The sequence below is a fragment of the Streptomyces sp. NEAU-W12 genome, assembly GCF_026242095.1.
Taxonomy (GTDB): domain Bacteria; phylum Actinomycetota; class Actinomycetes; order Streptomycetales; family Streptomycetaceae; genus Streptomyces.
Genome location: NZ_JAPJDM010000007.1, coordinates 24,841 through 45,830, shown reverse-complemented (window position 1 = coordinate 45,830; position 20,990 = coordinate 24,841). Strand labels below are relative to the sequence as shown.

Genomic DNA, 20,990 nt, shown 5'->3' with positions numbered 1-20,990 from the left:
CCTGGCTCCGGTTCCGGGGCCACGGAACCGGACACCCGTGTCACCCGCCTGTGCGTCAACCTCTCTGGAGTCGCGTTGTACACCCCGTACCCCGACCGTTACGCGGACCTGCCCTACCGGCGCACCGGACGCAGCGGCCTGAAGCTCCCCGCGCTCTCGCTCGGTCTGTGGCACAACTTCGGGCCCGACCGCCCCGCCGAGACCCAGCGCGCCATCCTGCGCCGCGCCTTCGACCTCGGCATCACCCACTTCGACCTCGCCAACAACTACGGCCCGCCCCCCGGCGCCGCCGAGTCCTCCCTCGGCGAGGCCCTGCGCGCGGATTTCGCGCCGTACCGGGACGAGCTGGTGATCTCCACCAAGGCCGGCTACCTGATGTGGCCCGGCCCGTACGGCGAATGGGGCTCGCGCAAGTACCTGCTCTCCTCGCTGGACCAGAGCCTCGACCGGATGGGCCTCGACCACGTCGACATCTTCTACTCGCACCGCTTCGACCCCGACACTCCGCTGGAGGAGACGATGGGGGCCCTGCACTCGGCGGTCCAGCAGGGCAAGGCGCTGTACGTCGGCGTGTCCAACTACTCCGCGGAGCAGACCCGCGAGGCCGCCCGCATCCTCGGCGAGCTGGGCACCCCGCTGCTGATCCACCAGCCCCGCTACTCGATGCTCGACCGGCGCCCGGAGGACGAGGGTCTGCTGGACGCCCTGGACGAGCTCCAGGTCGGCTCCATCGCCTACTCCCCGCTGGAGCAGGGGTTGCTGACCGCCCGCTACCTCGACGGCATTCCCGAGGACTCCCGCGCCGCGAGCGACAGCCCGTTCCTGAACACCGACGCCGTCACCGGTGAGCTGGTGGAACGACTGCGCACGCTGAACGGGATCGCCGCATCCCGCGGCCAGAGCCTCGCGCAGATGGCGCTCGCCTGGGTGCTGCGCGGCACGCGCGTGACCTCGGCCCTGGTCGGGGCGAGCAGCCCGCAGCAGCTGGAGGACAGCGTGGCGGCCACCCGCAACCTCGAATTCGACGCGGAGGAACTGGCCCGCATCGACGCCGTCGTCAAGCAGTAGGGCCGTGCCCGGCCGGACTCCTCCCGGCCGCGCCGTCACGACATGACGGCGCGGCCGGCACCGTGCCGGGCCCACTTCTCGGCATGCCGCGCGCACGGGCTGCCGCGCCGTGCACCCGCAGACACACCGTTCCGGCCAACGGAAGGGGCGAATATGCCAGGAGAGTGGCCGGAAAGGCGTGGTGACAGTGATCCAGCGGTGAACATACTCGACAACGAGAGCGCTTCACCCCGCGCTACGGCGCCCTCACGCACAGCACGCGACCCGCCGGAGAGCAGGCCCGGTCGGCCGACGGGCAACGCAACCGGGGGAGGGAATCGTGCACGACGAGTTCCTGTGTCACGTCACGGCGTACGGGGTCTGCGACGGCCGCCGCATCGGTGTACCCCTCGGCACGTACCGCGCCCCCACCCTGGCCCTCGCCCTGTGGTGGCTGCGCGACCGCGCCTCCTGGATCGCCGAGCGGCTCGACCCGCGGCCCGAGGCCGAGCACTTACCCCCGGGCGCGCTCGTCCCCGTCGCCGACGGCGTGCCCGACGTACCCGCCGTGCTGCGTTCCTGGTGCGGCGACGTCGCCCGACAGGAGGAGATGGCCGAGGCTCTGGCGGCCGGCCGGATGGTGCGCCTCGCCACCGGCGACGACACCACCGAGTACGAACTCCTGGCCGAATCCGTGGATGCCCTGCGGATGCAGCGCGCGGCCCCGGTGCTGGGCGTCCCCGTCGCCTGACCGCCCCGTCCTGCCCCGCCGCCCGCCCCGGTCAGCCGTCCGGCCGGCCCCGGCGGCATGTCCTTCGGGCCGGCAGCGCGCCCGCGAAACCGGCCGTCAGACCCCACAGGAGGGCCGGCCCCAGCGCGGCCGGCAGGCGTGGTTCCAGCAGGACCTGGCCGGAGAGCCCCGTGCCCAGGTCGCCGATGCCGAGCACGGACAGGCCGAACCGGGCGGAGATCCGGCCGACCAGGCAGATCATCAGCACCGTCAGCGCGAGTGCCGCCGCCAGGCGCACGGCGTGCTGCCAGGCCCGGACCCCGGCAGGTGACCGGGCCGCCATCACGAACGCCACGGCCAGCAGCAGAACCGCGTCGACCACCGGCAGCCACCACACCCTGCCGTCGTGCTCGGCGAGCGTGCTCAGGTTCAGCGCCGAGACGTCCCCGGTGCGCAGTACCTCGTCGAGGGCGTGCGGCATGGGCAACCCGAAGGGGCCTTCCACCCTGCCGTCCCAGGTGGCGCCCAGCCCGAGGGTCAGCGCGAGCCAGGCCGCATTGGGCAGGCCGAGCAGGAGTACGGCGAGCGTCTCCGCCGGGCGCCCCCGCGTCACCGCGACCACCAGTGCGATCGCGACACCGATGACGACGAAGGCGAGCAGCAGGTGCAGCATCGCGTGCGCCGCGGGCCGTGCCGCCGTCTGGAACCGGAGCAGCCGGCCCGGCAGCGGAGCGCCGCGCGACACCAGCAGGGCCAGGACCAGGACACCCGCCACCCAGAGCAGGCCGATGAGCACGGTCAGCGGCACGTCGGCGGCGAAGCCGACCTCGGGGGTGACACCGAACAGATCGGCGAGATCGCCCAGGGTGCCCTCCTCGAGGGAGATCTCGGACGTGTGCCGGGCGGCGAGGGCCAGCCCGAGCAGGGCGATCACCCAGAGGGTGACGATCCTCGCGGCCCACTCGGCCAGTTCCGGCGCCCCGGTGACGGTCCGGTGGCGCAACGGGCGCAGAAAGGACCGGCCGATGAACAGGGCGCCGGTGAGGGTGACGGACAGCGGCATGACGGTCAGGCCGCCCTCCGTGCCGGCCAGGTCCCCCGCGTCGCCGGACAGGTGGACCGACCCGCCGACGGCCGTGACGACGGTCGCCGCGAGCACCTTGGGGAACGAGCCGTCCGGAAGATCCGCGGCACCGGCCGCCCACAGTCCGAGCGCGGCCACGACGCCCATGGCGATCAGCCCGCCCAGCACCGTGACGAGGGCCTGCGCCCAGCCGTGTCGTGCGATCGCCAGGCCGTCGAGGGTGCGTGAACTCACCCCTGCACGCTAAGCAGCCCCCGTACGGGACGCCTGCCGGGAGGTCCGTCCGCGTCGGCTTGCGACGGGTGCGTCACCGGAGCACACCATCAGCCCACAACGGAAGAATCGTCATGTCGGCATCGGCCTGACGGTCGTCTCCTGCAGCCGTGCCGGGAAGAAGGGCTCGTGAGCGTCGAACCGCCGTCCTCCGGCCGGGCCCCCACCGGACCTCCGGCCGGGCCCCTGCCGGACCCTTGTCACCGTCGCCCGACACCTCCCCGTAGCCCACCCGCCCCGGCTCCGGGTCGGCCACGGGCGGGGACGAGCCGTCGGCGAGCCGCCGTCGAGCGGACTTGGGGACAGCGGTCCGACGACCGGCGAGCCGCCTCCGTCCGGCCCTCCGGCGCCGCCGCCGGTCGAGTCCGGGGCACCACGAACGACGCGCCGGACGACACCCACCGGGGACCTCACCGCGACGCCACCAGCGGTGCTGCCCGGGGCATGACCCAGGACACCGGCCCTATCCGCGCGCTGCCCTGCGTCCTCGTACCACCAGAGCGTGGTCGCCCAGCCCCAGCAGCCGCTCGGCCGGCAGCTCGCCGACCGTCGTCAGGACCGCTTCGATGCGGGCGGTGAGCGGATCGAACGCCGCGTCGAGCACGGTGCCGCGCTCCTCGCCGTCCTCGGTGAGCACCCTGCGGCCGATCAGCTCATGATGCGGAGGGGCCGCGTCCGGTGCGCGGGACGGGACCACGATCAGCATGTCCGGACCGACGGCGTCCAGCGCGCCCCAGGCCGGCGCGATCTCCCTGCGCAGCCGTCCACGCCGTACCCGTACATGTGTGACGGTGCCGGACACCACGTCGACCGTCAGGGTCCGTACGACACCGAGCCTGAGCCCCTCGCCCGGGGCGAGCACCGGCAGCCCTCTCACCCGGGAGAACAGCATCACGGCCGTACGCCCGTCCGCCGGGCGTGGAACGTGCCCGTCCGGGCCACGAAGTCCGGCAGGTCGTCGGTGACGCAGGTGGTGGCGTGCGCGGGGACGACCAGTGACCGGCCGGAGACGGACACCGCCCCACCGCGCGGCACGTACACCAGGTACCGCCGGTGCCTCGGACCCGGCACCAGATCCCGGTGCGCGGCGAGCCGGAAGGCGACGATCCGGCCGCTGGTGCCTCCCTCGACCAGGACGTCGCGCACCGTGCCGAGCACGTCGCCCTCGTCGGTGAGGACCTGCGCGCCCAGCAGCCGCCCGCGCAGGGCGTCGCGGCGGGCCACCGACAGGGGCAGGTGGCACAGCGCCTCCGCGTCGCGGACCATGACCGCGTGATGGCCGAGGGAGTGCACCGCCGGCCAGGGCAGGTCCCGGGGCAGCGGGCCCGACAGCAGGGTCCGGCCGGTGAGGGTGAAGCCCGTGATGCACCCGGCCACGGGGTCCAGGAGGGTCTCCTTGACGTGGGCGACGGCGTCGCCGCCCAGCGTCACCACGGGCAGCGTCGTCAGGGACCGCACCGCCAACGGCTCGCTCATCGGTCACCCTTCCCGCCGCCGTCGTCGTTCCCGCCCGGCTCCGAACCCGGCTTCGGGCCCGCCGGAACCGGGTTCCCGCCCTGTGGCACGTCGAACACCGATCAGGGGACTGATGAGCCGGACTCGGGGTACGTGCATCAGTGCAGATCGTCCGGCAGCCCGGCTTCCCAGAGAGAACCGCATGACCAATCACCTGGACGGGGCAGTGATACCGACTGGTTTCGATGTACCCGTGGAACCGCTACGGCGGACAGCGCACTTCACCGGCGAGCCGGGATGCATCGCCGAGGCACGTGCCTTCACCACGCTGTTCCTCGAACAGCTCAGGAGCGAGTGGTGCGCCACGATCGGCGAGCGGGCCGACGGCGCGGCGCTCCTGGTCGTGAGCGAACTGGTCACCAACGCCGACCGGCACAGCAACGGCCCGTACATCCTGGAGCTGGAGGGTACGGACGAGGCGGTCACGGTCACCGTCTACGACAGCAGCGGCACACTGCCCCGCGTCTACCCCCGTGACCCGGAACGCATCGGCTGCCACGGCCTGGAGATCGTGCAGGCTCTCGCGCGCGACGTTCTCGTCGAGCGGATACCGGTCGGAAAGCGGGTCCGCGCCGTGCTGAGTCTCGGTGCCGGCTGAGCGGTACCAGCGGCCGGAGCACATCTTCGAAAGCGCACCACCGGAAGGTCTGCACACACCGGACACGACACGACGGAAGCGGGGGGGGGGGGCCGGCGGGGGGGGGGCCCCGCCCGCCGCCGCCCCCCCCCCCCCCCCCCCCCCCCGGCCCGGGGGGCCCCCCCCCCGGGCCCCCCCCCCCGCTTCCGTCGTCCTCCCGTCAGGCGCAGCCCAGCTCGCCCAGCATGCCCTCACGCAGACGACCGATGATCCGCTTGATCAGCCGGGAGACGTGCATCTGCGAGCACCCGAGCCGTTCACCGATCTCCGCCTGGGTGGCCTCCTCCACGAACCGCATCCGGATGATCTCGCGGTCGCGGTCGCTGAGCTCGGCCATGAGCGGAGCGAGCGCGTGGAAGTCCTCGACGAGCTGCAACCCCTCCTCCTCCACACCGATGAAGTCGGCCAGCACGGACTCGCCGTTCTCGGGGCCGTCACCGGTGAGGGCGGCGTCCAGCGACGACGAGTTGTAGCCGTTCGCGGCGAGTCGGCCCTCGTTGACCTGTTCCTCGGTGATGTTCATCAGTGTGGCGAGCTCGGCGACCGTGGGCTCGCGGTCCAGCCGGCTGGCGAGCTCCTCGCGGGCCTTGGCGAGTTCCACCCGCAGCTCCTGGAGCCGGCGCGGCACATGGACCGCCCAGGTGGTGTCACGGAAGAACCGCTTGATCTCGCCGACGATGTACGGCAGCGCGAAGGAGGTGAACTCGACCTCGCGCGACAGCTCGAAACGGTCGATCGCCTTGATCAGACCGATCATGCCGGTCTGGACGATGTCCTCCATGTCGTCGCCGCGGCCGCGGAACCGTCCGGCCGCGAACCGCACCAGCGACATGTTCATCTCGATGAGGGTGTTGCGCGCGTACTGGTACTCGTGCGTGCCCTCCTCGAGCTCCGCCAGGCGACGGAAGAACTGGCGGGAGAGCTCCTTGGCGTCGCGCGGAGCGACGGCCAGGGGGTCGGCGACCCCGGGCAGGCTTCCGTCGCCCGTCCCGGCCTTGGCGTTCTTCTCGACGACCTGCGCCTGCGACCGGATCACGACGGTCTCCATTGCCTCTCCCCACGAAAGTTCGACGAACATGCCCTTGGGTCCTTCGGAGGTGCGGCTACCCAGCTGCAGCCCGAACACTCCCCACGACTTTCGGAAACCTTCGCGGTGACGCACGGTGCCCCCTCTTCACTCAGGGCGGAACGCCACTTCCTTCCCCCGGACGCCAGGATTCCTACGCTGGAGGGGTGAGCAACCAAGTGCCCCTCGACGTCCGTGTCATCCCTCCGCGGCCCGCGTGGGCGCGCCATGCGCCCACGCGGCGCGCCGCCGCTCCGCCGGCCCCCGTTCCCGTCGCTCCCCCTCCCAAAGAGCCGCTGTGGCGTGACCTGGTCGGCGACGTGCTGCGCCGGGAGCGGCTCGCCCAGGAGCGGACGCTGAAGGACGTCGCCGACACGGCCCGGATCTCCATGCCGTATCTGTCGGAGGTGGAGCGGGGCCGCAAGGAGGCCTCGTCGGAGGTTCTCGCGGCCGCCGCCCAGGCCCTCGGCCTGGGCTTGGGCGACCTGCTGTCGCGGGCCCGGGACGAACTCGTCCGCGTCGCCGGCCGGCGGGCTCCCCTGAGCCGGGGCACGCCCCGCGCCTCGTACGACGGACTGTGCCTGGCCGCCTGACGCGACCGTGCCGCGGCCGGCGCCTCACCCGCCCGCCAGGTGCCGGCTCAGTACCTCGTCGGCCAGGCCGTACGCCACGGTCTCCCGCGCGGTGAACACCTTGTCGCGGTCCATGTCCGCTCGCGGCGTCGCCACGTCGTGGTGCGTGTGCCGGGAGAGTACCTCCTCCACCTGGGCACGGATGCGCAGCATCTCCTTGGCCCGGAGCGACGGATCAAAGACCGTGCCCCGGTGCCCGCCCGCGGCGGGTTGCCCGAGGAGCACCCGCGCGTGCTCCAGGACGAACCGGCGCCTCGTGTCACCGCCGGCCAGCAGCACGGCCGCCGTGGACGCCGCCTGCCCGACGCAGTACGTCGGGATCGGCGCCTGGACGAACACCGTCGTGTCGTAGATCGCCATGAGCGAGGTGTACGAGCCGCCCGGGGAGTTGATGCAGACCGCGATCCCGCTCTCCGGAGCCGACGACTCCAGACGGAGAAGCTGCGCGATGACGACGTTTGCGACCCCGTCGTCGATCCCGGTGCCGGGGAAGATGATCCGCTCGGACGGACCTGCGGTGGTTTCTCTGCCCGCGGCAGGTCCGCCGCGGGCAGAGGCCCTCTGCCCGGCACCGTGGCCCGGCGACGGCTCCGCCGTCGCCGATGAGTTCCGGGGGCCGGACCGGTCGACACCGATGACCGCGTTCCACGCCCCTGGGAGGTATCCATGACCACCGACGGATTCACCACGTGTCTCTGGTACGACGGCCGGGCCGAGGAAGCCGCGGACTTCTACGTGTCCGTGTTCAAGGACTCCGGCGTCGGCCGCACCCTCCGGTACACCGAGGCAGGCCCCGGACCCGAGGGCTCCGTTCTCACCGTGGACTTCACGGCCAACGGCCAGCGGTTCGTCGCGCTGAACGGCGGACCCGAGTTCAGGTTCACCGAGGCGATCTCCCTGCAGATCGAATGCGCCGACCAGGGCGAGGTCGACTTCTACTGGGACAAGCTCGTCGAGGGAGGCGGCGAGCACGGGCCCTGCGGCTGGCTCAAGGACCGGTTCGGCGTGTCCTGGCAGGTCGTTCCCACCCGGCTGACCGAGCTGATCGCCGACCCCGACCCCCGGAAGGCGGCCCGCGCGATGAAGGCCATGAGGGCGATGGGCAAGCTCGACATCGCCGCCCTGGAGAATGCCTGCGCGGGCGGGTGACCAGGAGGGCGCGGCAGGCGGGGCGGTGGGAGGGCCCCGCCCCGCCACGCTGCCCGGGCCCTTTGCCCGCTGTGTGCCGACGCCCCGCGCGCCGACCGTCCGCCCGTCCCGTCAGCGGGCGCGGGCGTGCTCCCCGATCACCCGGGTGATCTCCCGTGCCATCCGCAGGACGCCGGGCGAGCGGACAGGGCAGGGCTTCGGTGTCGATGTCGTGGGTGCCAGACAGAAGTGCAGGTAGTCGTCGTCCCGGTGCAGGGCCGTCCGGTCACGGTCCCGCTGGGTGCAGTACTCGGGGTGGGTCCGCTCGTAGGCGGTGCAGGGCAGGTACTGCGACCAGGTGTGGCGCGCCCCCGCCGGACTCACCGCCTTGCCCGCGTCCGCCAGGAGGCCGCCGTCGGCGGCGGCCCGCTTCTCGTAGAGCCCGTTCACCCGGCGGATTCGGTCGGGGGTGATCGGGTCGGGGCCCTGCAACACCCAGACGATGCGCGGCGGCCGGGCCGCGCCGGCCGCGGTGATCTGCCGGGTGAGGTGCCGTGCGTCGGCCGCGTACCGCTCGAGGTACCGCTCGTGGGAGGAGTCGTAGGTCACCCCGTCCATGCAGGGGGTGTAACCCCAGGCGTTGCCCCAGAACTGCAGCACCACGTAGTCCGGGCGCAGCGAACGCACCAGCGCCGCCGCCTTGTCCGCCGCCGGGACCAGGGAGCGCTCGGCCGTACCCTCCAGGTAGTCGCACAGGGTGGTGCCCGAGTAGGGCGCACTCGTGTAGCGCGCGCGTAACTCCCCGCGCAGCTCCCGCCCGAGGACCTCCTGGTTCTCCATCGCGAGCGAGTCGCCGAGGTACAGCACGGTGGGTGACCCCCCGGCGGCTTTGGCGCCGGACGAGGACGTGGCACCGGGGGAGGAGCCCTCGGTGGAAGCCCTGCCGGAGGAGGCCGCGTCCGGGGAGGCCGCAGCACGCTGGTGCGTGGTGGCCGATGCCCCGGGGGCGGCCGGCGGTGGTGCGGCGGTCGGCTCGGACGAGGGATCCCCGCACGCACCGAGCAGCACGGCGGCCAGCACCACCCCCACGACCCACGGCTTGCGCATACGTGACTCCCACCCCGCCCGGCCGGAACGGCACCCAGGCAAGCACAGCCCGGCCCGGAGGGGAAGACGCGTTTCGGGACGGGCCGTTCACCGGGCCCCGGCCGGTTCGGCGCGCGGACCCGGGCGCGGATGACGAGCGTGGGGCGAGGACCGACCACGCGGCCGGCCGGCCCGCACGGCCATGGCATGATCGGGTGCATGCGTGAACGTGTTGTGGCCGCGTGCGACGGGGCTTCCAAGGGCAACCCCGGACCCGCCGCCTGGGCCTGGGTGATCGCCGACGCCTCCGAGACCCCGGTCCGCTGGCAGGCGGGCGCGCTCGGCAGGGCCACCAACAACGTCGCCGAACTCACCGCGCTGGAGCGACTGCTGGCGGCCACCGACCCCGATGTGCCGCTCGAGGTCCGGATGGACTCCCAGTACGCGATGAAGGCCGTCACCACCTGGCTGCCCGGCTGGAAACGCAACGGCTGGCGGACGGCGGCCGGCAAACCGGTCGCCAACCGGGAACTGGTCGTCGGCATCGACGGACTCCTGCAGGGCCGCTCGGTCGAGTTCCGCTACGTCCCCGCCCACCAGGCCGACGGCGACCGCCTCAACGACTTCGCCGACCGCGCCGCCAGCCAGGCGGCCGTCGTCCAGCAGGACGCGGGCAGCGACGCGGGTTCGCCCGAGCCGCCGCCCTCCCCGGACACCCCGCCGGCCGCTGCCGCCAAGCGCAGGTCCTCCGGGGCGAGGACGTCGTCCCGGCCGCGCGAAGGCTCCTCGAACCGCACGATCAAGGCGAAGTTCCCGGGCCGCTGCCTGTGCGGCCGGTCCTACGCGGCCGGCGAGCCCATCGCCAAGAACGACAGTGGCTGGGGCCACCCCGAGTGCCGCACGGCCGAGAGCGCCTGAGCACGGCGCACGGGCGACGTCCCGTGCGCCGCTTCCGTGCCCGGGTGACCGAACGCCTCACCGGTCCCGAGGTGTGCCCGCGTGCCGAACCGGCCGTCGGCGCCCGCCGCGCAGGCCCGGCTCACCCCCCGGGGCCACAGATGCCGCGCCCGGCCAGGACGGATGGCAGACTGACGCCCATGGACGAGCGCATATTCGACAGGTCGGGTCAGCACGCCTCCGTGATCGGTCTCGGCACCTGGCAACTCGGGGCGGACTGGGGGGACGTCGACGACAAGCAGGCCCTCACGGTTCTGGAGGCCGCCGCCGAGTCGGGGGTCACCTTCTTCGACACCGCCGATGTGTACGGGGACGGACGCAGCGAGCAGACCATCGCGTCGTTCCTGAGCGGACGGCCCGACCTGCACGTACTGGTCGCCACCAAGATGGGCCGCCGGGTCGACCAGATCCCGGAGAGCTACGTCCTGGACAACTTCCGCGCGTGGAACGACCGCTCGCGCCGCAACCTCGGCGTCGACCGCGTCGACCTGGTGCAGTTGCACTGCCCGCCGACCCCCGTGTACTCCACCGACGAGGTCTTCGACGCCCTCGACACCCTGGTCGCCGAGGAGCGGATCGCCGCGTACGGGGTCAGCGTGGAGACCTGCGCGGAGGCGCTGACCGCGATCGCCCGGCCGAACGTGGCGAGCGTGCAGATCATCCTCAACCCGTTCCGCATGAAGCCCCTGCGCGAGGTGCTCCCGGCGGCCCGCGCGGCGGGCGTCGGCGTCATCGCCCGCGTCCCGCTCGCCTCCGGCCTGCTGTCCGGCAGGTACACCAAGGACACCGTCTTCCCCGAGAACGACCACCGCACCTTCAACCGGCACGGTGAGTCCTTCGACCAGGGCGAGACGTTCTCCGGCGTCGACTACACGACCGGTGTGGAGGCCGCCGCCGAGTTCGCCGCGCTCGCCCCCGAGGGGTACACCCCGGCCCAGCTCGCCCTGCGCTGGATCGTCGGGCAGCCCGGAGTCACCACCGTCATCCCCGGCGCCCGCTCGCCCGAGCAGGCCCGTGCCAACGCGCACGCCGCCCGGCTTCCGGAGCTGTCCGAGCAGACGCTCGCCGCGATCGACGACCTGTACGAGCGGCGGATCAAGGAGCAGGTGGAAGGCCGCTGGTGAGGCACCGCCCGGCAGCCCGGCGGTGAAGGGCCGGGCGGACGCCTGCCGGTGACGGAACCGGTGGAAGCCCGCTCATGCGTGACGGCCGGGCGGTAGGAGCCCCGGACGGTGGGCACCCGAGGACGAGACGCACCGAGGCCGTTCCTCACCTCAGGAGGCGCACCGTGCCACACCCGCAGCAGGGCGAGGGCGGCCGCAGAGGCCGCAACGAGACCGAGGAGGAGCGCGCGGACCGGATGTGGCAGGAACTCATCCAGGAAGTCCGTGTCGCGCAGATGGGCGTCCAGATCCTCTTCGGATTCCTGCTGACCGTCGTGTTCACCTCGAAGTACGCCGAGCTGTCCGACGCCGACCAGAAGCTCTACATCGTCACGGTCGTCCTCGGGGCCTGCGCCACCGGTGCGCTCATCGGGCCCGTCTCCCTGCACCGGCTCGTGTCCGGGCGGCGGGTCAAACCGCAGGCGGTGCGATGGGCGTCCCGGCTGACCATGCTCGGCCTTCTCCTGCTGCTCGCGACCACCACCGCCTCCCTGCTGCTCATCCTGCGCGTCGCCACCGACGACGGCTTCGTCCCGTACCTGGTCGCCGGAGTGGTCGCCTGGTACCTGCTGTGCTGGTTCGCCCTCCCGATGTGGACCCGGCACCGGCACACGGCACCGTGACCGACGTCGTTCAGTGGCCCGTGAGGACCTCTGTGAGGAAGTCGTCGAGGCGGGTCTCCTCGCTGCCGGGCGGGACCGAGCGGAAGGTGTCGCACAGGAAGTCCCCGACCGTGCCGGCCCACGCGAACACCACCGCGTGGTGCCGGCTGCCGTCGGCGTGGGTCTCACCGAGGAACTCCATCCGCAGCTCCCGCTCCACCCCTCTCGACTCCGGGCGCAGCCGTACGTCACCGGTCCCGACCGGGCGGGTGAGGCCGTCGGCGAGCATCCCGCGGTCGAGCCGCCAGCGCGCCAGGATCCGGCCGTCGTGACTGAAGGCGAGCGTGACGGCGAACGGGTCGGCGGGGTCGTAGCTCAGGTGCGTGAGCACGGGAAAACGGTCCGTGACACCCGCCTGGAGCTCCATCACCAAGGTCTTGTGCACTGTCGCGTTCACGGGAGGCCTCCTGGTCGTACCGGCACAGGGACCTCTCCTACCCCGAAGAGGCGGGACATGCGCGGACCCTTCGGAAACTGATCCGCACCACCGTGCCGGCCCGCCGCTCGGCCGTCCCCGCCGCTGACCGCCCGAGGGTGCATCGAGTCCGGGCGGCAGGGCATGATCGACCCCATGACTGCTCACCCGCTGCCCACCGGCACCCCCGCGGAACTGGGCGTCGACGCCTCCGGTGTCCACGCCTTCCTCGACGCCCTCGGCGACGCTCCGGACATCGAGCCGCACAGCCTGATGATCCTGCGCCACGGCCGGCAGGCCGCCACCGGCTGGTGGGCGCCGTACACCCCCGAGCGGCCGCACCTGCTCTACTCGCTCAGCAAGAGCTTCACCGCCACCGCCGCCGCCCTCGCAGAGGCCGAGGGGCTGATCGACTTCGACGCCCCGGTGCTCTCGTACTTCCCGGAACTCGAAGCGGACATCACCGACCCGCGCAGCCGGTCGATGCTGGTCCGGCACGTCGCGTCGATGGCGAGCGGTCACGAGGCCGACACCGTCGACGTGGCCTACGCGACCGACCCCGCCGAGCCGGTACGCGGATTTCTGCTCCAGCCGCCCGAGCACGACCCCGGCACGGTCTTCGCGTACAACCAGCTCTGCACGTACACGCTCGCCGCGATCGTGCAGCGGGAGACGGGACAGCGGCTGACCGACTGGCTGCGGCCCCGCCTGCTGGACCCGCTCGGTATCGGCGAGACCCTGTGGCAACGCGACCGCACCGGCCGTGAGCTGGGCTTCAGCGGGCTGCACGCCACCACCGACGCGATCGCCCGGCTCGGCCTGCTGTACCTCGGCGACGGGGTGTGGGACGGCAAGCGGCTGCTGCCCGAGGGCTGGGTCGCCAGGGCCACGCGTGCGCACATACCGACCGCCGGGGCCATGGGGGAGACCGGCCGGCAGGACTGGGACCGGGGCTACGGGTTCCAGTTCTGGATGTCCCGGCACGGGTTCCGGGGCGACGGGGCGTACGGCCAGTTCTGCCTCGTGCTGCCCGAGTACGACGCCGTGATCGCCACGACGGCGGCGACCGAGCAGATGCAGCAGTACCTGAACCTGGTCTGGCGGCATCTCGTGCCGGCCTTCCGCCCCGGCCCGCTCACCGGACGGGACGCCGAGGACCGGGCTCTCGGCGAGCGCCTCGCCCGGCTCGCCCTGCCACCGGCAGCGGGGAGCCCGGTGCCGCCGGAGGGGGCGCGGGACCGGGCCACCGCGCGCCTCGCCCCGTACGGCGGGGTCTGCGCGGACCAGCCGACGCTGACCGCCGCCGAGCTGGCAAAGGACGCCGGGGACCGCTGGACGCTGAGCCTCGTGGACGACGGCCACCGCCTCGACCTGCCGCTCGGCGGCACGGGGTGGGCGGTCCAGGACCAGCCCGGACCGCTCGCGGTGAGCGGCGGCTGGGCCGACGACAACACCCTCGCCGTGGAGGTGGCGTTCCTGGAGACCCCGCACCGCCTCCGGGTCACGTGCTCCCTCGCGGACCGGACCTTCACGGCCCACTGGCGCACCCGCCCGCTGAGCCGGCCGCCCGCGCCCCTGCGCCGGCTGTGCGCGCCGCGCGGCTCGGTCTCAGGCTCCGGCTCGGCCGGAGGACGGCCGGAAGGTCCGCAGGAACGTCCGTAGCGCCTCCCGGTTCGCGGGGTCCTCCCAGTCGGCGGCCGGGGTCGTCCAGCGCAGCGAGAAGCCGCGTCCGCCGCCCAGCAGGAACCCGCGGCCGAAGGTGCGTACCCGCAGGCCCTCACCCGTCGAGAGCCACTCCATGTCGGCGGCCTCGCGCCCCTGGTACGTGGTCGCGCGGATCGTGCCGATCCGCTGGTAGCCGGCCGTCCGTTCCAGGGGAGGCTCCACGTCGTCCCGCCACACGGCCACCGGGTCGGCCCCCACCCGCTCGCTGTAGGTGACCGCGAGGGTGCGGGCGCCGTCGTCCGTGCCGAAGGTGATGCGGTAGGCGAGGTCGGATACGCGGGAGGTGTCCACGCGCTCGAAGTCCTCGGGAAGCGCGACGGAGAACCCCTCCGGCGCCCGCAGGAGGCGATAACCGGGCGGGAGGTCGCCCCTCCCCGGGGGAGCCGGGGTGGTCGGGGCCGGCGGGGGAGTCGCGGTGGCGGACGGCGCGGGCGTCCTTCGGCCGCCGGGGTCACCGGACGCCCCGGGCGCCCGGGGCACGGCCGACGGGGCGGGCGGAGCGGCGGCGGAGGCGGGCGGCGCGCTCGGCGTGCCGCCGGCGGACTCGGAACCGGTGCCGGGCAGCCCCTGGGCGGCCGCGGTGAGCACGGCGACCGCTACGGTGACCACGGCCAGAGTGGTACCGAGGACCGTCGTCCGTCTGTTCCCGCCGCGGCCGGGGTCTCCGAGAAGGGTGGGGTGCGCGCGGCGCAGCCGAGGGCGGTCCGGCACGGCGTCGGGGGCGGAGCCGGGGTTCTCCGCGAGAACACGGCCGAGCGCCTCGCGGACCACCTGCCGGGTCAGCCGTTCCACCGGGTCCTTGCGCAGCAGCCCCTGGACGACCTGGGTGAGCGGTCCCGCGCGCAGGGGCGTGCGCAACGGCAGCCGGTCCACCCCCCTCAGCGTGGCCTCCGGCCGCCCCCGGTCACGGAAGGGCGGGCGTCCCTCGACCATCGTGTGGAGGAGCGCGCCCAGCGCCCACAGGTCCGCCCCGGGCCCGGTGTCTTCGCCGCGGGCCTGCTCCGGCGCCGCGTACGACGGCGCCGTGAGCCGCCGGGCCGGGCCGGTGCCGGCCAGGCCGAACCCGGTGACCACGACCGGACCGGTCTCCCGCACGAACACCTGGCCGGGACCGAGTTCGCCGTGCATCACACCCGCGCTGTGCGCGGCGTCCAGCACGTCGAGCAGTTCCAGCCCGATGCGCGCGGCCCGGAGGAAGGGTAACGGGCCCTGCTCGGCCAGGAGTTCACCGAGAGGAATGCCGTCGACCCAGGCGGCGGCGGTCCACAGGAAACCGTTCTCGTCGACGGAGTCGAGGACGGCGGCGATCCGTCCGGGACACAGCCGCGCCACCGTTTCGGTCGTACGCAGGACACGGGAGGGAACGTGGGCGCGGAAGGGGGCGTGGCGCCCGTCCTCGCCCGGATTCCCGGGCAGCGCGACCTGTGCGACCAGGCAGGGGCGGCCCGTCGTGAGGTCGTCGGCGTACCAGCTGACGTGGTGGGTCCCGCGGTGGATGATCTCGACCAGCCGGAACCGCCCGGCGACCGGCCGGTGTGTGGAGACGTGCGTCCTGCCCATGGCCATCCCTCGTCGACGCCGCTGCTTCCCGCCTTTCCCAGTGGTACGCGGGACCGCACGGCCTCCGTTCAAGGGGCGGCGCCCGAATCCAGGCTCCGGCGCATTACTGTCCTTCGGTCAGACCCCGGGTTTACCCAGGAGCCCGGCCTCGATCCCGATTCCGCGTCGGGGCAGGGAGCGGACAGGACGTCACGACCGGGTGTCACGACGGCCCGGCCGGAAGGCTCACCGCAGCCCGAAGCGGGACGCCCAGGCGATCATGTCGCCGGTGGTCGCGTTGCCCCCGCACACCACCAGCCCGATCCTTGCCCTCTCACCGACCCGCTCCAGCACTCTTCGCGCGGCGGGCAGCAGAGCCCCCGCGGCCGGCTCCGTCCACACCTTGGCATGGACCGCCAGGTCGAGCGAACCCCGCACGGCCTCCCGGTCGGGCACCACCAGTACCTCGGTGACCAGCGCCGACACATGCTCGTACGTCAACTGCGACACCGTCGGGGCGCTGAGCGTGGAGACGATCGACGACAGTCCGACCGGCACCGGTTTGCCCGCCGCGAGCGCTTCGGACATCGCCTGGGCGCCCTCGGTCTCCACACCCCAGATCCGGACCCCGGGCCGCCGGGCCCGCAGTGCCGCGGCCACACCGGAGATCAGCCCGCCGCCCCCGATGCTCACCAGGACGTCGGTGAGGTCACCGGCGTCGTCGGCGAACTCCAGTCCCACCGTTCCCTGGCCGGCGACCACCACCGGGTCGTCGAAGGGGTGGACGAGGGTCAGTCCTTCCTGCTGGAGCCGTGCCATCAGCGCGAACGCGCCGTCCATGTCGTCGGTCAGCCGTACCGACGCGCCCGCGCTCTCCGCGACCTCCACGGCCCGGGCGGGCGCCGACCGCGGCATCACCACCGTGGCCTTGACGTCGAGGGCGGCGGCCATGACGGCGACGGCGATCCCGTGGTTGCCGCCGCTCACCGCCACGGCCCCGGCGGCCCGCTCCGCCTCGCTCAACGACAACAGCTTCGCCACCGCGCCGCGGGCCTTGAACGAGCCGGTGCGCTGCAACAGTTCCAGCTTCGCCGTGACCGGGGCGCCCAGCAGTGCCGACAGCCCGGGGCTCGGTACCGTCGGCGTCCGTACCACGTGTCCGGCGATCCGCCCGGCCGCGGCCTCGATCTCCGGCATCCCGATCACCACAACCACCCTCCCTGGCACGGGGGCATGATCCGTGCCGAGAGGAACCCTGACCCGGCCGGACCACCGGGGTCAACACGGTCGGCCCGGCGGGTCGTACACGCCGGAGGCCGGAGCGGGGGCCCGGGGGACGGCCCTCAGTGCTGCTGTGCCTTCACCGGCGTGGCCTCACTGGGCCGCACGATGACGTACCCCTCACCCTGCAGCACCAGTTGCACCGCCTCGCCCGAGCCGCCGCGCAGCATCGAACCGAGCGACTGCGAACGGTGCAGGGTGGTCGACAGGCCCGCCGTCCAGCCCACGATCGCGTCCGTGTCGACGTGGACCGGGTACTGCGGGGACACCGGGAGGACCAGTGGGTCGCCCTCGCACACCAGGCCCAGCAGGCCGTGCCCCGTGAAGACACTGTTGAACAGGCCGCCACCGGTGATGCCGGCACCCTTCACGGTCGCGATGCGGTACGACAGCGTGGAGTCGAAGCACAGGACGTTGCGGCCGTTGACGGTGAACTCGTCGCCGGGATCGACCTGGACGATGAAACAGTTCTGTGCCTCGTGCGCGAACCAGGCCTCGCCCTGCCCCCGCACCGCCATCAGCGGCAGCCCCTCGCCGGTCACCGCGCGCTTGAGCATGCCGCCCACGCCCTGACCCTTGCGCTCGAACTGGAGCCCGCCGCGGTAGGCGATCATCGCGCCCTGCCGGGCGTGCATCTCGCCGTTGACCACGTAGCGGATGCATTTGGCGTTCTCGACCGTCATGCCCGGGGCCGAGGCGGGCTGCACCATGTGCCGGCTGGAAAACAGATCACCCTTCATGTGGGCATCCTCACCCGGAAGGGCTCCCTCCGCCAAGATCCGGCCAGTCCCCAAGCACCGAAGAGCTGGATCCGGTACGTACCGGCGGGGCCGCCGCCCGCCTGCTGCCCTTTGTGCCGGACGGCAGGGCCGGCATCCGTCCCCGGTGGGCGCCGGGGACGGAGGGGCGGGCGGCCTTCGCCGCCCGGTCGTCGGGCCGGACATGTGGACGGAGCCGGTTCTTCACGGTCCGCTCGTCCGGCACCGGCACCGGCACGAAGACCGGTCCTGCCGGCCGGCCCCGGTCCGACCGGACCGCGCACTCCTCGGGCGAGTCGCCCCGCACCACCCGGCCGGGGCCTCGGCCCACCAGCGTCCCGGCGCCACCGGATCCGCCGCGTCCACCCCTACCTGCTCCCAGGTCGAAGCCATGAAGGCGGGTTAGGGAAGACTGGACCGTGCGTAGTGGACACGACACAGGAGGAACCGCATGACACGCCCGATCACGGCAGGGGTCGACGGAACCGGGGAGAGCCTCGCCGGACTGGCCTGGGCGGCGAGGGAAGCGGTCCGCCGGGGGCGGCCGTTGCGGGTGGTGCACGCCTGGCGTTTCCAGACGCACGAGACGGTCGACGCAGGCGATGCCGCCACCCAGGAGCGCTGGGTGCGCGACGCGGTGACCGAGTCGGTCCGCCAGGTCACCGAACGGCACTCCGCCCTCGCGGTGACCACCGACGTCCCGGAAGGGGATGCAGTCGAGGCTCTGACCGGGGCCGCCGCGGACGCCGAGATGCTGGTGCTCGGCTCCCGCGGGCACGGGCGGATCATGGGCTTCTTGGTCGGCTCGGTCGGTCAGCAGGTGATCGTCGAGGCCCGGCGGCCGGTGGTGTTCGTACGGGCCGGGGACACGACGTCCGGCGAGGTCGCCGGGCGGGAGATCGTCGTCGGCCAGCAGGGTGATCCGGAGGACAGCGCGGCCGCGCTGGAATTCGCCTTCGAGGCCGCCGCCGCGCGGGGGGCCGCCCTGCGGGCCGTACGGGCCTGGACCCTGCCGCCGATGTTCGCCTACAGCCCGGACACGCTGCGGCTCATGGACGAGGCGGGGGGCCTGGAGCCGTACGAGCAGAAGTCCCTGTCGGACGCCCTCGCGCCACTGCGCGAGCGCTACCCGCAGGTGCGCGTCGTCGAGCACGTGGAGATGGGCAGCGCCGGGCAGGTGCTGCTGTCGGTGTCCGGCACGGCCCAGCTGCTGGTCGTCGGCCGTCGCGCACGCCGCAGCGCCGTCGGTGCCCGGACCGGCTCGGTCGCCCACGGCGTCCTGCACCACGCGGACTGCCCGGTGGCGGTGGTCCCGCACGGCTGACCCGGCCGCACCGGTCCTTGCCGGCCGCCGCCCGCCCGGTTCGGTCGCCCGCCCGGCTCAGTCGGTCGTCGGCCGCAGTGTCTCCCGGGCCTTGGGCAGGATGTTCCTGATGTAGTCCTCGACCGCGGTGTCGAGACCGATGTCGTGCTGGGCCCGCTCGGACAGGTACCAGCGGTGCTCGAGGAGTTCGTGGTAGATCTCGGCCGCGTCCATCGGACCGCGGAGTCCGGGTGGCACGGCACGCACGGTCGGGCGGAAGACCTCCCGCACCCAGCGGTGGGCGAGCACCTCCGGGCGGGCGCCGGGCAGGCCGCCGTCGGGGGTGTAGTCGTCCTGGGTGGCCATCCAGCTCTCCAGGTCGTTCAGCAGCCGCCTGGCCTGGTTCTCCTCGGCGTCCAGCCCGGTCAGGCGCAGCAGCTGGCGCTGGTGGTGCCCGGCGTCGACGACCTTCGGCACGAAGGTGACCGTGTCGCCGTTGGAGGCGTGCTCGATCTGCATCTCGGCCACGTCGAAACCCAGCTCGTTCAGTCGGCGGATCCGGCGCTCGATGTAGTGGTACTTGCCCGCCGGGTAGACGGAGGTGCGGGTCAGCTCGCGCCAGAGGTCCTCGTAGCGGGCGCAGATCTCGGTGCCGAACTCGACGGGGTCCACGGACGGGTGCAGCGCCCCGGAGGCCTCCAGGTCGAGCAGCTCGCCGCTGATGTTCACGCGGGCGAGATCAAGGTCGTACGCGCGCTGGCCGGGGCTCAGCTCCGGGTGCAGCTCACCGGTCTCGGCGTCCACCAGATAGGCGGCGTAGGCGCCCGCGTCCCGCCGGAACAACGTGTTCGACAGCGAGCAGTCGCCCCACGCGAACCCGGCGAGATGCAGCCGCACCAGGAGTACGGCGAGCGCGTCCATCAACCGGTGCATGGTCGCCGGGCGCAGCGTCGTCTCGAACATCGACCGGTACGGCATCGACCCGCCGAGATGCCGGGTGATCAGCACGCTCTCCAGCGGCTCCCCGTCCGTGCCCGCGCGGCCGGTGACCACGGCGAGCGGGTCCACCGCGGGGATGCCGATCCGGTCGAGGTCGCGCAGCAGCTCGTACTCGCGCAGCGCGGGCCGCCGGGCGAGTTCCTTGACGGCGATCACCTCGTCACCGGCGCGGGCGTAGCGCACCACGTGCCGGGAGATGCCGCGCGGCAGCGGTACCAGGTACCGCTCGGGCCACTCCTGGAGCGGCAGCTGCCAGGGCAGTTCCAGCAGGAGCGCGGGGTGCTCCGGGTTGGTCGCGCTGATCTGCAGGGCCATGGCTCGGGTGTCCTCGTTTCCTGGGCGGCCGTCTTCGGTGTGATTGTCGCACTGGCGGTCGTCCGCCCAGCCTGTGGTACGCGTTCGCGGGCCGGCTCCGCCGCGTCCTCCGGGCCCCCGGGTGCGCGGAGCCGTGTCCGGGCAGCGTCAGGTCGCCCTCCGGCTCTGCCAGGATGTCCAGCGGTTCGACGGCGGCGGCCCGCTCGTGGTGGAACACGGGGGACAGCAGGTGCGGTCCGTCGGTCCGGGGGGCCGGGTGGGTGCTCACCAGGCGTCGCCGGACACCACTGCCCCGATGTCCGGGAGAGGGAGACGCGGTGCCCGTCGGTGCGGCAGGGGTGTGCACGGGAGCCGGCCGGCCGGGCAGGTCCAGCGGAGCGGGCCGCGGGAACGGCTCGGGCGCGGCGACCGGCACGTGCGCCGTGCCGCCGGAGCGCACCACGTGCAGTGCCCAGGGCGGCCCACCCGGCCGCCGGCTGTTGCGCAGCACCTGCCCGACGGTCACCTGGTGCGGGAAGTCCCGGCGGGCGTGGGGGACTTCGGCCTCGTGCGGGTGCACGGGCGTGCCGTAGGCGGCCCGCAGGTACTCGGCGGAGCCCAAGTGGTCCGTGGGGGCGCGGGCGATGAGGACGGCCGCGACCGACCCCGGCGGACCGCCCGCCTCCGCGAGGGAGG

At 73.3% G+C, this 20,990-nt stretch carries 20 protein-coding genes and 1 pseudogene; 10 read left to right on the top strand and 11 right to left on the bottom strand.

Features of this window, described 5'->3' with window-relative positions; genetic code table 11:
* The first annotated feature begins 75 nt into the window (after positions 1 to 75).
* Positions 76 to 1,068, top strand: a complete 993-nt coding sequence (gene mgrA, locus ORI94_RS10575; protein ID WP_266074195.1) for an L-glyceraldehyde 3-phosphate reductase — start codon at positions 76 to 78, stop codon at positions 1,066 to 1,068.
* Between the two features lie 319 nt (positions 1,069 to 1,387).
* Positions 1,388 to 1,798, top strand: a complete 411-nt coding sequence (locus ORI94_RS10570; RefSeq protein WP_042172389.1) for a hypothetical protein — start codon at positions 1,388 to 1,390, stop codon at positions 1,796 to 1,798.
* Positions 1,799 to 1,829: 31 nt separating this feature from the next.
* Here the strand turns inward: ORI94_RS10570 and ORI94_RS10565 are convergent, their stop codons facing one another.
* The 3 genes from ORI94_RS10565 to ORI94_RS10555 all read right to left on the bottom strand — a co-directional run bounded on the left by ORI94_RS10565 (position 1,830) and on the right by ORI94_RS10555 (position 4,610).
* Positions 1,830 to 3,095: a streptophobe family protein gene (locus ORI94_RS10565; RefSeq protein WP_266074194.1), complete on the bottom strand. Its 1,266-nt coding sequence runs from the start codon at positions 3,093 to 3,095 to the stop codon at positions 1,830 to 1,832.
* A gap of 502 nt (positions 3,096 to 3,597) precedes the next feature.
* Positions 3,598 to 4,026: a PRC-barrel domain-containing protein gene (locus ORI94_RS10560; protein WP_416237804.1), complete on the bottom strand. Its 429-nt coding sequence runs from the start codon at positions 4,024 to 4,026 to the stop codon at positions 3,598 to 3,600.
* The gene (locus ORI94_RS10555; protein WP_266074190.1) at positions 4,026 to 4,610 is read right to left on the bottom strand and encodes a PRC-barrel domain-containing protein; all 585 of its coding nucleotides are present in this window, start codon (positions 4,608 to 4,610) and stop codon (positions 4,026 to 4,028) included. The genes ORI94_RS10560 and ORI94_RS10555 overlap by 1 nt, the downstream gene beginning before the upstream one ends.
* A 181-nt stretch (positions 4,611 to 4,791) precedes the next feature.
* On the opposite strand from ORI94_RS10555, the gene ORI94_RS10550 reads away from it, so the two are divergent.
* Positions 4,792 to 5,247, top strand: coding sequence for an ATP-binding protein (locus ORI94_RS10550; RefSeq protein WP_266074189.1), 456 nt, complete (start codon positions 4,792 to 4,794; stop codon positions 5,245 to 5,247).
* A gap of 199 nt (positions 5,248 to 5,446) precedes the next feature.
* On the opposite strand, the gene ORI94_RS10545 is transcribed toward ORI94_RS10550, so the two are convergent.
* On the bottom strand, positions 5,447 to 6,334 hold the full coding sequence (locus ORI94_RS10545; RefSeq protein ID WP_042172377.1) for an RNA polymerase sigma factor SigF: 888 nt from the start codon (positions 6,332 to 6,334) through the stop codon (positions 5,447 to 5,449).
* A gap of 185 nt (positions 6,335 to 6,519) precedes the next feature.
* Here ORI94_RS10545 and ORI94_RS10540 point away from each other — a divergent pair, with 185 nt between their 5' ends.
* Positions 6,520 to 6,945, top strand: coding sequence for a helix-turn-helix transcriptional regulator (locus tag ORI94_RS10540; RefSeq protein ID WP_323056034.1), 426 nt, complete (start codon positions 6,520 to 6,522; stop codon positions 6,943 to 6,945).
* Positions 6,946 to 6,969: 24 nt separating this feature from the next.
* Here the strand turns inward: ORI94_RS10540 and ORI94_RS10535 are convergent.
* A pseudogene (locus ORI94_RS10535) lies at positions 6,970 to 7,491 on the bottom strand (ClpP family protease); the annotation flags it as partial.
* A 159-nt stretch (positions 7,492 to 7,650) separates the two neighbouring features.
* On the opposite strand from ORI94_RS10535, the gene ORI94_RS10530 reads away from it, so the two are divergent.
* Positions 7,651 to 8,133 carry a VOC family protein gene (locus tag ORI94_RS10530; RefSeq protein ID WP_266074188.1) on the top strand — a complete coding sequence of 161 codons (483 nt, stop codon included), beginning with the start codon at positions 7,651 to 7,653 and terminating at the stop codon, positions 8,131 to 8,133.
* 111 nt (positions 8,134 to 8,244) lie between these two features.
* On the opposite strand, the gene ORI94_RS10525 is transcribed toward ORI94_RS10530, so the two are convergent.
* Positions 8,245 to 9,219, bottom strand: a complete 975-nt coding sequence (locus ORI94_RS10525; protein WP_266074187.1) for an SGNH/GDSL hydrolase family protein — start codon at positions 9,217 to 9,219, stop codon at positions 8,245 to 8,247.
* A gap of 186 nt (positions 9,220 to 9,405) precedes the next feature.
* Here ORI94_RS10525 and ORI94_RS10520 point away from each other — a divergent pair, with 186 nt between their 5' ends.
* The 3 genes from ORI94_RS10520 to ORI94_RS10510 all read left to right on the top strand — a co-directional run bounded on the left by ORI94_RS10520 (position 9,406) and on the right by ORI94_RS10510 (position 11,941).
* Positions 9,406 to 10,116 (top strand): ribonuclease H family protein, encoded by a 711-nt coding sequence (locus ORI94_RS10520; RefSeq protein ID WP_266074186.1) that lies wholly within the window; start codon positions 9,406 to 9,408, stop codon positions 10,114 to 10,116.
* A gap of 179 nt (positions 10,117 to 10,295) precedes the next feature.
* Positions 10,296 to 11,279: an aldo/keto reductase gene (locus ORI94_RS10515; protein WP_266074185.1), complete on the top strand. Its 984-nt coding sequence runs from the start codon at positions 10,296 to 10,298 to the stop codon at positions 11,277 to 11,279.
* Positions 11,280 to 11,515: 236 nt separating this feature from the next.
* Positions 11,516 to 11,941 carry a DUF6328 family protein gene (locus tag ORI94_RS10510; RefSeq protein WP_416237803.1) on the top strand — a complete coding sequence of 142 codons (426 nt, stop codon included), beginning with the start codon at positions 11,516 to 11,518 and terminating at the stop codon, positions 11,939 to 11,941.
* Positions 11,942 to 11,951: 10 nt separating this feature from the next.
* On the opposite strand, the gene ORI94_RS10505 is transcribed toward ORI94_RS10510, so the two are convergent.
* Entirely contained in the window at positions 11,952 to 12,377 is a 426-nt protein-coding gene (locus ORI94_RS10505; RefSeq protein WP_266074183.1) for an SsgA family sporulation/cell division regulator, read from the bottom strand.
* Positions 12,378 to 12,551: 174 nt separating this feature from the next.
* On the opposite strand from ORI94_RS10505, the gene ORI94_RS10500 reads away from it, so the two are divergent.
* Positions 12,552 to 14,057: a serine hydrolase domain-containing protein gene (locus ORI94_RS10500; RefSeq protein ID WP_266074182.1), complete on the top strand. Its 1,506-nt coding sequence runs from the start codon at positions 12,552 to 12,554 to the stop codon at positions 14,055 to 14,057.
* Here the strand turns inward: ORI94_RS10500 and ORI94_RS10495 are convergent.
* From ORI94_RS10495 to ORI94_RS10485, 3 genes are all read right to left on the bottom strand, one after another.
* Complete coding sequence (locus tag ORI94_RS10495) at positions 14,004 to 15,680, bottom strand: serine/threonine-protein kinase (protein WP_266074181.1); 1,677 nt, start codon at positions 15,678 to 15,680, stop codon at positions 14,004 to 14,006. The genes ORI94_RS10500 and ORI94_RS10495 overlap by 54 nt on opposite strands.
* 225 nt (positions 15,681 to 15,905) lie before the next feature.
* Positions 15,906 to 16,865 carry a threonine/serine dehydratase gene (locus tag ORI94_RS10490; RefSeq protein ID WP_266074180.1) on the bottom strand — a complete coding sequence of 320 codons (960 nt, stop codon included), beginning with the start codon at positions 16,863 to 16,865 and terminating at the stop codon, positions 15,906 to 15,908.
* Positions 16,866 to 17,002: 137 nt separating this feature from the next.
* Positions 17,003 to 17,680, bottom strand: a complete 678-nt coding sequence (locus ORI94_RS10485; RefSeq protein ID WP_042172360.1) for an AIM24 family protein — start codon at positions 17,678 to 17,680, stop codon at positions 17,003 to 17,005.
* Between the two features lie 469 nt (positions 17,681 to 18,149).
* On the opposite strand from ORI94_RS10485, the gene ORI94_RS10480 reads away from it, so the two are divergent.
* The gene (locus tag ORI94_RS10480; RefSeq protein ID WP_266074178.1) at positions 18,150 to 19,022 is read left to right on the top strand and encodes a universal stress protein; all 873 of its coding nucleotides are present in this window, start codon (positions 18,150 to 18,152) and stop codon (positions 19,020 to 19,022) included.
* A gap of 57 nt (positions 19,023 to 19,079) precedes the next feature.
* Here the strand turns inward: ORI94_RS10480 and ORI94_RS10475 are convergent, their stop codons facing one another.
* A complete protein-coding gene (locus tag ORI94_RS10475) occupies positions 19,080 to 20,315 on the bottom strand; it encodes a DUF4032 domain-containing protein (protein WP_266074177.1) in 1,236 nt (411 codons plus the stop codon).
* Positions 20,316 to 20,990 lie beyond the last annotated feature (675 nt).